The following is a 12130-nucleotide window of genomic DNA, read 5'->3' as shown; positions in this document are numbered from 1 at the left end:
AATTCAACATGACTAAAAAAGACAATATTTATGCAAATCCGCAACAGCAGGTAAAAGATTTTGTGTTCGACGACAGTGTCGTTGATGTGTTTTCAGACATGATTGAGCGTTCAGTACCTGGCTATCAAACCATTATTTCAACCATTGGTCATTTAGCACAATCATACGTTACTGACAACAGCAATATATACGATTTAGGCGCATCGCTAGGGGCTGCAAGTTTGTCTATAAGACGTAATGTTAAAAGCAGCAACAATACGCTTTATGCGATTGATTATTCACAACCAATGGCCGAAAAATGTAAAAAACATCTGCTCAGTTACAAATCAAGTGTTGCGACTGAAGTACAGTGTGCCGATGCGCTAAAGGTCGACATAACAAATGCGTCTATGGTCGTGCTTAACTTTACACTGCAATTTATTGCTGCTGAATTACGTAGCCAATTGATAGAAAATATCTATCAAGGACTCAAACCGGGTGGTATTTTAGTCTTGTCAGAAAAACTAACTTTTCCTGATGATAAAATTCATCAAACATTAAACGAGCTTCACCTAGATTTTAAACGCGCCCATGGCTATAGCGAGCTTGAAATCAGCCAAAAACGTACCGCGATTGAAAATGTCATGAAACCCGACTCGCTCAAAACGCATTATAATAGGTTAAAACAAGCTGGATTTAAGCAATATAACCAGTGGTATCAATGTTTTAACTTTTGTTCCATCATTGCAATTAAAGACTAGTCCATGTTTAACCAATTTTATCAAGATATACTAACGAACCAGCTTTCGGGCTGGATTGAAACCATGCCAACAGTATTAGCCGACTGGCATAAAAACGCGCTCCATGGGGAGTTCAAAAATTGGCAAAAAACCATTGAAAACCTTCCAACAATCGCTGCCGATGTCGTTGAATTGAAACAAGGAGTTGAAATTGATTCGAGCGATACGTTAAACACCGGCCAACAAAAACGTTTAGAAGTATTATTAAAACAATTTATGCCGTGGCGCAAAGGCCCATTTAAGTTGTTCAATTTAGATATAGACACCGAATGGCGCAGTGATTGGAAATGGGACAGACTATTACCGCATATCCAGCCCTTAGCTAATAAGACCGTGCTGGACGTCGGCTGCGGTAATGGCTATCACATGTGGCGAATGTTAGGCGAAGGTGCTAAATTTGTTGTCGGTGCGGACCCTTCACAACTATTTGTTGTGCAGTTCCAAGCAATACAAAAATATGCACAACAACCAGGTATTCACCTGTTGCCGCTAGGCGTTGAACAGCTACCAGCTAGTCATGCTTTTGACACTGTATTCTCTATGGGGGTTTTATATCATAGGCGAAATCCTTTTGAGTTTTTACAACAGCTAAAAGACCAACTAAAATCAGGTGGAGAGCTAGTACTAGAAACTATTGTTGTTCCAGGTGATGAACACACAGTATTAGTACCAGGCGAGCGATATGCAAAAATGCGCAATGTCTGGTTTATCCCAAGTAGCAAGGCACTTTGTCATTGGCTGAGCCGTATTGGCTTTAAAAATATTAGAGTTGTCGATGAGACGGTCACCACACTGGATGAACAAAGAAAAACACAATGGATGGAAAATGAATCTTTAGCTGACTTTTTAGACCCAGCAGACAGAAGTAAAACCATAGAAGGTTACCCAGCGCCGATTCGAGCCGTTATAATTGCAAACAAATAACCTGACATAGGAATAACAACAATGAACCAAGCTGAAATAACTAAATTAATGGAAGAATCAGCTCACGATGCGGTGAAATATATTAACGAAGAATATGCGGTTGAGCTTGATTACTCTGTCGAGAGCATAGCGCAAATCGACAAAGCTATTTTGTGGAGCATTGCCAAGTTAAAAGATGAAACCGACCGCAAACAAGATTTTATATTTGTCATTTGCAATATGTTGGGGGCGTATATGGGTGAAACCTTCCGTAAGCATATCGGGGGGGAATGGATTTATGATAACTCTGACCCAAGTGCTCCAACTGTTATGTTGGCATTCTCTGGTCATACATTTGCATTTCCAGGCATCTGTTACCAAAAGCTAGTTGTCGATGTAAATACTAATGTTCGTCGCTATTTTGAGCTTGCGATTAGCAATGTGACCCAATAAAAAAATAATCGGACAAATTTATAACTTTACTGATTCTTATATATACTGAACAAACAAGTTAAATTTCAAACAAATTGGACGTTATGCTCAAGCAACGAGTTGTCACTGTCGCACTAACATTTATCTTGACCAGCTTGGTTTCATTGCGGGCGGCAGAGATAACGCTATTGACTTGGCCTGATTATATTTCTCAGTCTGTATTAGATGAGTTCTATCGCCAGTCAAATATTCAAGTAAAACAAGTCTATTATGATTCTGATGACGCAAGAGACAAGTTACTTAATTTAAGCCGCGGACATGGTTACGATGTTATATTAACCAGCAGAGTCAGGCTGCCGATGTATATTCAACTAGGCTGGCTAGAGACCTATCAACAAAGCAAACTACCAAACATACAACATCTATCACCAAAGTGGCATGAAGCAGCAAACGAATTTGGGCAATATTGCATCCCATATTTTTGGGGCACCATCGGCATACTGTACAATAAAAAATACATCTCCTCACCACCCACCTCGTGGCGAGTTTTTTTCAATCAGTTGCCCCAATATTCTGGCAAAGTAAATTTACTCAACGATTCGCGCACGCTGCTCCCCATGGCGCTAATTGCCGCAGGCTTTAATAGTCATTCCAATCAACAGCAAGAAATTAACCAGGCAGCCACACTGATCCACAAGCACTTGGCACACATTAACAGTTTTAGCGCTTTGAGCCTTGAACAAGAAAATCGACTAAACAATGAACAAATATGGATTTCAATGGCCTACAATGGTGATGCGCTATACCTCAAATCGCTCAATCCTGACCTTGAATTTATTCAACCAACAGATGGCACCAATGCTTGGTTAGACTGCTTAACCATTAGCAAAGCAAGCAGGCACAAAAACAGCGTACACCAATTTATTAATTTTTTACTTTTGCCAAAAAATGCGTTGGAACTGGCACAACAATTACAGTATCCAACGCCAAATTTAACAGCGTATAAACAACTGCCGCTGTCGATTCGACAAAATCACACTCTATATCCTAAACTATCAAAAAACGTGCAATTGAACCAAGTTATTGCGCCCAGCACCGAGCGTTACTTTCAAATAACTTACAAACAACTTGTATTCGCACATAAGCAGCTGGCGCAGGACAAACCATGAAATTGAGCCAAAAATTAGTTGCACTCATACTAATACTGGTTGCGTTACCTATTGCAGGGATAGGTTTGTACGCTATTTATATGTCGGTCGACAACAACCGCCACCAATTTAACAATCGGCTAAATAATCAGGCAGAACAACAAGCCTTTACCTTAAAACATTACTTTGCAGATACACATTCGGTTTTAGAGTTACTCAGCAAAAACTCAAGCTTGTTCGAATACATTAAACGCTCTGAAGACGAACAAAGGTATGCACTGTTGCTGCCACAAGTTTTAGACAACTTTGCCCAATACATTCAGTCATACCCTAAGATAATTGAAATACAACTCGTTAGAGCAGATGGACTCATTGATGCACGCTTAGCGGCTGATTTCAGTCCAATGAACGACCAATGGTTAACCAATCGCCCTTGGTTTAAAAAGTTAAAGCCGAATGTGGAATTTCAGTTTATTTTTGATAATCGCCAGTCACTGTTTCCCAATTTGTATGCGATACGCTCGTTAAAGCAAGCAGATGCGTCGCATTGGGGCTATTTGCTCATTCAAGTTAACCCTGAAACGATTCACAATGTCATTCACAACACAGTTGGTGACAACGGGCTGAATATTCTTACGGATCATAATGGTGAGATTTTAGTTGCCAGTTTTAATTACCCGAGCAAGCAACTGCCGAAATACTTACACAACCAATTGCAAAATAACGCTAGTAAGTTACTGCAAACCTATTTTAACGATCAAGATCTTATCATTGCAAAGAAGTCTATAAGGGATGAGTTTATATTAGCCACCGCGGTGCCGTCTAACGAGCTAGCCATTACAAAACATATTTCTTATGTGATGTTATACACTATTATAATCTCGATGTTGCTAACCAGTTGGTTAGCATTTTTTGCACTAGAAAAACTGATACTAAAGCCTATTGCCCAGTTAAATGCTGCCAGTAAATCAATTGCCTCTGGCAAACTAGCGATGCGGCTGCCGAACAATCGTAAAGACGAGATGGGCCGTTTATTTGAATCATTCAACCGTATGGTCAATTCAATCAAACAGGCACGCAATAGCATAGAAGATTACAAAGATCACTTAGAAGAAAAAGTAGAATCTCGTACACTTGCTTTGCAAAGTGCAAACGAGGAACTGACCCAAGCAAGAATCATCGCAGAGCAAGCCAGTGAGCTCAAAAGCCGCTTCTTGGCAAATATGAGCCATGAAATTAGAACCCCGTTGACCGCTATTTGTGGCTTTACCGAACAAGCCCTACTCCATCAAAATAATGGCCAACTAAGAGAAGAACTGTTGCAAAAAGTCTTAAGCAGCAGTAACCATTTAATGTCACTGCTAAGCGATATTTTAGATTTATCGAAAATTGAATCGGGCAAATTAGAGGTTGAATCTATTGCAATCGATTTAAGTCAAATGGTAACTGAGTTAGCTAACATCGGCGAAAAATTATGCCAACAAAAGTCGATTCGATTTGACGTCAGATTAGCCCCAGCACTGCCTGCAACATTTAACTCAGACCCGACACGATTAAAACAAATTTTGATGAATTTAATCTCCAACGCGGCTAAGTTTACCAACCAAGGGAGTGTTGAGTTTGCTATCGATTATAATCCCCTTAGCCAAAACCTATCATTCAGTATACAAGATACTGGCATTGGTCTGTCTGATTCAGTGCAGCAAAAGTTATTCAAGCCATTTATCCAAGCGGACTCTAGCACCACTCGAAATTATGGCGGCACAGGGTTAGGTTTAGCGGTCAGCCAATCTTTAGCTGAATGTTTAGCAGGTAAAATAACGGTAAAAAGTCAAGAAGGCCAAGGCTCTATATTTACCCTAACATTGGACTTGTCTGAACAGACAGTCAATAATCTTACTAACATTGAGCTTGTACCTCAAACAAACAACAAAGCTAAACCCAAACTCGATTTTTCATCTGCTCGTATTCTGTTAGCTGAAGATAATACAGACAACCAACGTCTTATCCAGCTGATACTAGAACCAACAAACATAAAGATAGATATCGCTAATAACGGCCAAGAGGCATTAGAAAAGAGCCTAGTGCATGACTATGACTTAATCCTGATGGACATGCAAATGCCGATTATGGGCGGATTAGAGGCCACGCAACTTATCCGACAAACCGGCTTTGAGCAGCCTATTCTTGCCGTTACAGCTAATGTGATGCGTGAAGAAATAACTCACTATTTGCAACAGGGCTGCAACGGTCATATCGCTAAACCTATTGATTCTGCAGCGCTATTAGAAATCTTAGCAAAATATTTACTAGATCAAGCTCGAGACAGTGAATCCATTGACTTCGACCAAATTGCAGCTACCCTTAAAAATAGCCAAGGCGTCCAGCAATTAGCTGATGAGTTCACCAGCAAACTGCCAAGTCAATTGACAGAGTTGCAAAGCGCAGCAGGCAACCAAGATTTTCAAAAGCTGGCGCTTATTGCACATACGCTTAAAGGCAACAGTGCTAGTTTCGGTAATCACCAGTTAACCATGCCAGCTGCTCAACTTGAACAAGCAGCGAATTCTTGTAACATGAATCTGGTAGAAGAAAAGTTGGCTATTATCAAACTACTCATTGAAAAACCAAATTTCAAGGAAGCTTAATGAACGACAGCAAAAAAATAACCCCTCTTCGCGGTGAAAAAGTAATGATAGTTGATGATTGTCGGATCATGCGTGATTACTTACGCCAAATGCTGTTAGAAATGGGGTTTAGCCGTTTTGTCGAAGCTGATTGTGCAGATGAAACGTTAAGTAAATATGCATCTGAACAACCAGATTTGGTATTTCTTGATATTATGCTTGATGAAGAAGACGGCCTGCAGGTATTCGAACAACTACTTGCTAAAGACGCCAAAGCACAAGTCGCTATCATTAGCGCGCATTCCACAGCTGACAATGTAAAAAAAGCTATGCTGCTTGGTGCAAAAGGTTTTTTGGTAAAACCTTTTCAACCCAAAAAACTATTCGTCACTCTAAAAAACATGGGCTGTAAGTTTGTTGGCTAAAACCATTCTTGCCACCAGCCTTTTTCTAGCTCTTTAAACGCCAAGTTTAGGAGAGTAGCCATATCCGCATATTTTAGTTTTGCTGAGTTAGTTTCAACCGTTACGCCACGTTCGAGCAGCTTGCCCTCAAGTTGTCCATACCAATTAACTAAACTGACCGGTAACGGTTGCTGCGCGCGTCTTCCTAACCAGTAATAGCCTTGTAGCGGCATACTGAGAATTAAACACGCCATAGCTAAAGCTTGTGGCATAAACTCATAGCCTAACACGACTATCTGCAAACAGAACGAGGCAATTGCAATAATTGGCAATACCATCACGGCAAACTGAGTTGCTTTAATCACTCTGCACTCAGGGAAAATTGCGTATAGCTGGGGTTTAACAGGCCACTTTTTACTGTACTGGTGCCCTGTAACGACATCATGAAATAAATTGGACAACATATTGGATTACCTCATAAACAGCTGCGCTGTAACTTTTATAATATGTCATCTTTGGGCAGGATCAAGGTTATTTGTGGTAAAAGTCGTAAAAGTGCCAAACTTAGTTAGGATCGACCGACCTTAGTTTGGCACTTTGAATGTCACTATGCTACTTCACAACCACAGTTGAATCTTCTTTAATGTCTAGTTCGGTTCCCCCAGACATTAAGAAGGTCGCAATACTGGTTTGCATCTCAGTTGTTACACTTGCATTAACCGATGGGTCTAATAACGAACTGTGTCCACCTGTGTTGTAGCGAATTAAACCAGATACAGGATTGTCGCCGCTGATGTCTGCCGTAACAGCAGAAATTCCAAGTAATCGAGCGAATTGCTCGGTACCTGCTGTTGGTGAGTTACTCGCAAATGGAGGAATAACTTGATCCCAAGTCGCTGGGTCTTGGCCATTGCCATAAATTTCTGTTAGTAAAACTGGCGTTCCACTTGCAGTCAACCAAGCAGCATAACGATTTGGGTCGCCTTCATCTAACAGGGTTTGTATTGCAAACACATACTGAGTAATGACACCAGCTAAATACGCTTCCTCAGCTGAATCTAGTGTCGCTAGATAGGCATCATAATATTGATTGTGATCAGTTGCGCTCAGTGCAGCTGGATTAGCGCCATTCGTAGTTAGATGTTGCAGGTATCCCTGAGCAAGCCGAGCCAGTTGTGCATCATCGCCAGTTAAACCAGCCAGTAATACACTGCCTTTAATAAATCGGCCAAATGCACCACTATCTAATAAAAAGTTGCCAACCCCACCAGAAGCATTAGCAAATACGCTTGCTTTAACCTTGAATAACGCATCGGCCCCTGCTTGAGTTAACTCTTGTGAACCAAGCGTCGCAAAGTCGGTATTGGCGATTGCGGTAAAACTTGCACCTACAATGCCACCTAAACTATGGCCGACAAACGAAACATTACTCACATCTAATTTATGTCCATCAAATTCCTGCCCAGCTAAACTGGCAATTGCGGCGCGCAGTCTCAGTAAATCCACAATACTCTGGCGCATATTGTCTCGCATCGCGCGGCCATTCTGTAAATTCATATAAGCGACAGCCCCCTTGTCACTACTGGCAACGACATCAAGTTCTCCATCGCCAGTGATATCAAAACCACGCTCACCATGCAAAACCATATCAATGGCTACTGTCGCAAACCCTGCTTTACTTAAAGCAGCTGTCAACGCTAGCATATTTTCTTTATTGCTGGTGATACCATGTTGCAATATTACAACTGGCCATCCACTCTCTGGCATTTGCATCGGAGCTTGATTAAATACACTAACGTACGTGCTATCAGGCACTGTTACTTGTACTTTGGTATCGACTAGACTTTTAACCGCAGGAACTGGGTTGTATTGAGTGATATGACGCTCAGTATCTAAGCCTAAGTCACGTAAACCAAGTTGCTGACATGCACTGTCATTTGCACCAGGTGTTAACGTTGAAAAGTCAATCCCGCTGGCTTGTGCACCCGCCAAGATCACGCCACTATCACACATGGCACGCCACCAAGCGCCATCTCCAGTTGCGCCCAACGGACTATCAGTACTGGCAACACCATTAAAATAAGGTAAGGTAATGTTTGATTGATATAACTGAGCGCCACAAAACCCAACAAAACTTTGCTCTGTAGCGGTTGCAGTCCCAGTTTGTATTTTGCCTAAAATATTTTGACAAGAGTCTAATTGTGGGTTTAACGCTGTTTTTACATCTAAACCAGTCGACACAGGTAGTTCCATACTTGGCATCGCGGCAGGATTACTGACCATTAACTTTTTTAACGCAACTAAAGATGTGGCTGATTGGGTTGTAACTGCTGCTGTTAAGATCACAGAGTCGACATCAACCCCCTGAGTTGAGATGGCAGCCTCAAAGGAATTAATAGCCCCCTGTAATGCTAACTGTGATTCACTCCCTAACGGGTGAGTATTAATATTTTGTCTAACTGTCACATAGGTCGCAGATGGCTCCACCGGTCGAGACAGACCATCTTCAAGCATGTTGGTCACAGCAACAATGTAGGTTGAGGCAGCTTCCCATGGTTGTAACGGTACAACCGCAATAGCTTGCTCGTTGGCTTTTGTAGTAACAAAGTGCGTGCCATATGTTAATTCAGCAACAATTTTACAAGCAGCGCCTCGCGGCACATTTGCACACTCAGTATGATTAGGGTCTTGCGAGCCACCCATTATCGCTTTGAAAATTCTAACAGTACCTGGCGTTTGTGCTGATGTTTCATCCAATCCATCCGCAGCTTTAGGTAAATCAAAATTAATCGCGAAAGGCTGTTGATACGACCAACCATCTAATGAAGACAAAGCCACTGTTGGATCGGTAAAATCGTTTGCATCCACCACAGGCAGATTCAGCGTGCCATCTTGGGTATCGGAAAAGAGTAAATCGTTTGGTACAGACAACACTGACGCACTTGGGTCATAGCTAACACGCGACTTAGCAACAACAGGTTCAATGTCTGAATTATTTTGTCGGTCTTCTAACGTTTCATTGTCGCACGCGCCCAACATGGCGATAGAAAAAGCGACTAATCCAAGTTTAAATTTCTGCATTTTATTCCTCTGCTTTTTTGGCCGCATTGTTAACAGGCAAACAACACATTTAGTAAATAATTCTGTGCAATATTGTTGTTATTACCTGCTCACATACTGATTAGACCAGTTAAAAGTAACTCAAAAATACTGTTTAAGCCAGACTCTTGTAAATAAAAAGTAAATTATCTTAGATTAAAGTCAACTCTTGGAAAAAATACAAACCTTTATCTTGATTTTATTAGCTTTCTAGCGACAATGGCCCTCCACTCAAGTAATCGACAACTGGATAGGAATGCAATTAAAGTATCTAAACATTGTTGCTATTGGCGGCGGCCATGGACTCGGAAAAGTACTGAATACCTTTGTGGATTTAGGTGGAAACTTAACCGGTATAGTTGCCACTACAGATAATGGCGGCTCGACAGGCAAATTGCGAGAAAACAACGATACCATTGCTTGGGGAGATTTAAGAAATTGCATTGCTCACTTAGCGCAAAGTCAATTAGGCTCAAAGTTGCTCAACTACCGTTTTGATGGTGGTGAACTCGATAAACATTGTTTAGGCAATCTAATATTTTTTGCATTGGAGCAACTTGATGTAAAACCAGTGGAGATTATGGAAATCGTGCGGCGCTTGTTAAAAATTGAAAGCAAGCTTTACCCAATGACGGAAAGACCAACAGACTTAGTCGGCCACTTTGGCGAACAACAAATTCATGGAGAAACAGCCATTGATAGCCAAAGTTGCTTACCTGATGCGTTGTCGTTAACCGATACCGTGACTGCACCTTCAAGGGCACTAAGAGCCATTTATAATGCCAATGTGATATTGCTAGGACCTGGCAGCTTTTTAACCAGTGTGATGCCAGCACTGCTTGTAGACGATATCTATCAAGCAATAACCAAATCAAATGCTCAAGTCATTTTTATAGATAACCTGGGTGTTGAACACGGTGCGTGCCAACACACAAGTTTGCAGGAAAGATTAACTTGGTTGCAAAAATGCAGACCAGAATTAGTTATCAATGGTGTTTTATCTGGATTAACCACCAGCCAGGTTAGCCTGTCACAATCAGTGGCTTGCGCACACGCACAAGCAGAATTATCCGATTGCGAAGTCACCTACCGCCACGATGAAAAAAAGCTCCGCCAAGCTTTAACCGAGTTAATTAGCTCGATTTGTCATCCTCGCTGATTCTGCTCGCGACTGCACCACTTTGATCACGATATTTAGCATCCTCGCGTTTATTGTATGGGCGTAATGCACTGCCACTCATAGTCTCGAAGTTTAATGCGCCTATTTTCATTTTAGGCCTTAAAGCTAAAGGTAATTTACCACTATTAAAAAATTCCAATACAATTTGACCAGACCAGCCTGGATCGATGCGATGGGCCGTTACGTGCACCATCAAGCCCAAACGCGCGAGTGAACTTCGCCCATCTAACCAACCAACAATATTATCAGGTAAAGTCACTGATTCATGAGTCATAGACAACGCCAACTCTCCTGGATGTAAGAAAAAAGCTTCTCCATCAGCGATTTCGATTTCATCTGACATTATTGAGTTTAGTGCTTTATTAACCTCGTGCTTAGGCCCACTCAAATCAATAAATGGCGCGGCATGATCTTGAAACACTCTAAATTTATTGCCTAGTCGAATATCAACACTGACACCACTGATCATATCTTCATCGGGTCGAGGTTGAATATTGATATTGCCTTCATCTAACATGGCAATAATATCTTTATCACATAATCGCATGGAATCTGCTCAACTAATCTTTTATTTGAATACTGGGAATATGTTGCCCAACTTGTTTGGCTGGCTGAATTTTTGATAATTGTTCAACCAACTTTAACGCCATTTGTTCAAAGTGGACAAAATAAGGTGCGTTATTAAACCCTGTTCCGTCTCCATTATCCATAGTTTCGCGCATTTTTATATCTAATGGTAATTGTGCGATCAGCGGAACTTTATGCTTCTCCTGAAGCTTTTGCCCACCATATTGACCAAAAATAGCTTCACTGTGACCACATTCAGCACACGTATATAAACTCATATTTTCAACAACACCTGCAACTTGAATATCAAGTTTAGCAAACATAGCAATCGCCTTTTCTGCATCAGCCAGCGCGATGTTTTGTGGCGTTGTTACAACCACAGCACAACTAACTGGCATTTGCTGAGTGAGCGTCAGTTGAATATCACCTGTACCCGGTGGCAAATCAACAATCAAGAAGTCAAGTTCACCCCATAAGGTTTCATTAAATAACTGCATCAAGGCTCGGCTCGCCATAGGGCCACGCCAAACTGCTGCATCTTCAGCTGGTACTAAATAACCAATCGAGTTGCTGACAATGCCCTCTTGGCTAGTCGGTGGTTTCATCCATTTGCCATCAATTGCATCCGGTTGCTGGTGTTGCAAACCGAGCATAATTGGCACAGATGGTCCATAAATATCAGCGTCCAATACACCAACTTTGAAGCCTAAGCAGTTTAAGCTGCGCGCCAAATTCACACTCACACTCGATTTGCCAACCCCACCTTTACCAGAACCAACCGCAACAACATGTTTAATATTGCTTCGGACATTAGTACTCGGCCGATTAAGGGTTGACGGCACACGCTTAAATGCCTCGATATCGTCCGACTCGCTTGTTGATGATTTGTTCTGTGATTTTTTTCGATTAAAAATTTGCTTAAACACAATAAATAACGCCTAAAAGTCAGTTTGCGGATGAAATTAACTGCTATTTTCAGTAGTATTCACCC

General features: G+C 41.4%; 11 protein-coding genes. 7 read left to right on the top strand and 4 right to left on the bottom strand.

All coding sequences use genetic code 11. The features are described from left to right. Nucleotides 1–8 precede the first annotated feature (8 nt). The 6 genes from cmoA to DS2_RS05635 all read left to right on the top strand — a co-directional run bounded on the left by cmoA (nt 9) and on the right by DS2_RS05635 (nt 6314). A complete protein-coding gene (gene cmoA / locus DS2_RS05660; RefSeq protein ID WP_035013697.1) occupies nt 9–740 on the top strand; it encodes a carboxy-S-adenosyl-L-methionine synthase CmoA in 732 nt (243 codons plus the stop codon). A gap of 3 nt (nt 741–743) precedes the next feature. Beyond that, nucleotides 744–1703: a tRNA 5-methoxyuridine(34)/uridine 5-oxyacetic acid(34) synthase CmoB gene (gene cmoB, locus DS2_RS05655; protein ID WP_035013696.1), complete on the top strand. Its 960-nt coding sequence runs from the start codon at nt 744–746 to the stop codon at nt 1701–1703. 21 nt (nt 1704–1724) lie between these two features. Then, nucleotides 1725–2135: a hypothetical protein gene (locus tag DS2_RS05650; protein ID WP_035013695.1), complete on the top strand. Its 411-nt coding sequence runs from the start codon at nt 1725–1727 to the stop codon at nt 2133–2135. An 83-nt stretch (nt 2136–2218) separates the two neighbouring features. Next, nucleotides 2219–3283 (top strand): ABC transporter substrate-binding protein, encoded by a 1065-nt coding sequence (locus DS2_RS05645; RefSeq protein WP_035013694.1) that lies wholly within the window; start codon nt 2219–2221, stop codon nt 3281–3283. Next, the gene (locus DS2_RS05640; protein WP_035013693.1) at nt 3280–5910 is read left to right on the top strand and encodes a hybrid sensor histidine kinase/response regulator; all 2631 of its coding nucleotides are present in this window, start codon (nt 3280–3282) and stop codon (nt 5908–5910) included. Before DS2_RS05645 ends, DS2_RS05640 begins: the two co-directional genes overlap by 4 nt. After that, nucleotides 5910–6314: a response regulator gene (locus DS2_RS05635; protein WP_051479647.1), complete on the top strand. Its 405-nt coding sequence runs from the start codon at nt 5910–5912 to the stop codon at nt 6312–6314. The genes DS2_RS05640 and DS2_RS05635 overlap by 1 nt, the downstream gene beginning before the upstream one ends. Here DS2_RS05635 and yfbV read toward each other — a convergent pair. Both yfbV and DS2_RS05625 read right to left on the bottom strand, forming a co-directional pair. Next, nucleotides 6311–6757, bottom strand: coding sequence for a terminus macrodomain insulation protein YfbV (gene yfbV, locus DS2_RS05630; RefSeq protein WP_035013692.1), 447 nt, complete (start codon nt 6755–6757; stop codon nt 6311–6313). The genes DS2_RS05635 and yfbV overlap by 4 nt on opposite strands. 148 nt (nt 6758–6905) lie before the next feature. Next, complete coding sequence (locus DS2_RS05625; protein WP_035013691.1) at nt 6906–9374, bottom strand: VolA/Pla-1 family phospholipase; 2469 nt, start codon at nt 9372–9374, stop codon at nt 6906–6908. A gap of 274 nt (nt 9375–9648) precedes the next feature. Between DS2_RS05625 and DS2_RS05620 the strand changes: the two genes are divergently transcribed. Continuing rightward, nucleotides 9649–10551 (top strand): gluconeogenesis factor YvcK family protein, encoded by a 903-nt coding sequence (locus DS2_RS05620; RefSeq protein WP_035013690.1) that lies wholly within the window; start codon nt 9649–9651, stop codon nt 10549–10551. Here the strand turns inward: DS2_RS05620 and dcd are convergent. Together dcd and DS2_RS05610 are read right to left on the bottom strand one after the other, a co-directional pair. Continuing rightward, nucleotides 10526–11119, bottom strand: a complete 594-nt coding sequence (gene dcd, locus DS2_RS05615) for a dCTP deaminase (protein WP_035013689.1) — start codon at nt 11117–11119, stop codon at nt 10526–10528. The two genes, DS2_RS05620 and dcd, sit on opposite strands and share 26 nt — an antisense overlap. Nucleotides 11120–11132: 13 nt before the next feature. Continuing rightward, nucleotides 11133–12065 carry an Mrp/NBP35 family ATP-binding protein gene (locus DS2_RS05610; protein WP_035013688.1) on the bottom strand — a complete coding sequence of 311 codons (933 nt, stop codon included), beginning with the start codon at nt 12063–12065 and terminating at the stop codon, nt 11133–11135. Between the last annotated feature and the right edge of the window lie 65 nt (nt 12066–12130).

Origin of the sequence: Catenovulum agarivorans DS-2 (genome assembly GCF_000568405.1) — a bacterium.
In the GTDB taxonomy this organism is placed as follows: Bacteria; Pseudomonadota; Gammaproteobacteria; order Enterobacterales; family Alteromonadaceae; genus Catenovulum; species Catenovulum agarivorans_A.
This window is presented reverse-complemented; position numbering and strand designations above follow the sequence as displayed.

Excerpts from the sequence above, each read along its gene's own strand:
- cmoA (WP_035013697.1), top strand. The coding sequence starts at position 9 with ATGACTAAAAAAGACAATATTTATGCAAATCCGCAACAGCAGGTAAAA.
- cmoB (WP_035013696.1), top strand. The coding sequence starts at position 744 with ATGTTTAACCAATTTTATCAAGATATACTAACGAACCAGCTTTCGGGC.
- DS2_RS05650 (WP_035013695.1), top strand. The coding sequence starts at position 1,725 with ATGAACCAAGCTGAAATAACTAAATTAATGGAAGAATCAGCTCACGAT.
- DS2_RS05645 (WP_035013694.1), top strand. The coding sequence starts at position 2,219 with ATGCTCAAGCAACGAGTTGTCACTGTCGCACTAACATTTATCTTGACC.
- DS2_RS05640 (WP_035013693.1), top strand. The coding sequence starts at position 3,280 with ATGAAATTGAGCCAAAAATTAGTTGCACTCATACTAATACTGGTTGCG.
- DS2_RS05635 (WP_051479647.1), top strand. The coding sequence starts at position 5,910 with ATGAACGACAGCAAAAAAATAACCCCTCTTCGCGGTGAAAAAGTAATG.
- yfbV (WP_035013692.1), bottom strand. The coding sequence starts at position 6,757 with ATGTTGTCCAATTTATTTCATGATGTCGTTACAGGGCACCAGTACAGT.
- DS2_RS05625 (WP_035013691.1), bottom strand. The coding sequence starts at position 9,374 with ATGCAGAAATTTAAACTTGGATTAGTCGCTTTTTCTATCGCCATGTTG.
- DS2_RS05620 (WP_035013690.1), top strand. The coding sequence starts at position 9,649 with ATGCAATTAAAGTATCTAAACATTGTTGCTATTGGCGGCGGCCATGGA.
- dcd (WP_035013689.1), bottom strand. The coding sequence starts at position 11,119 with ATGCGATTATGTGATAAAGATATTATTGCCATGTTAGATGAAGGCAAT.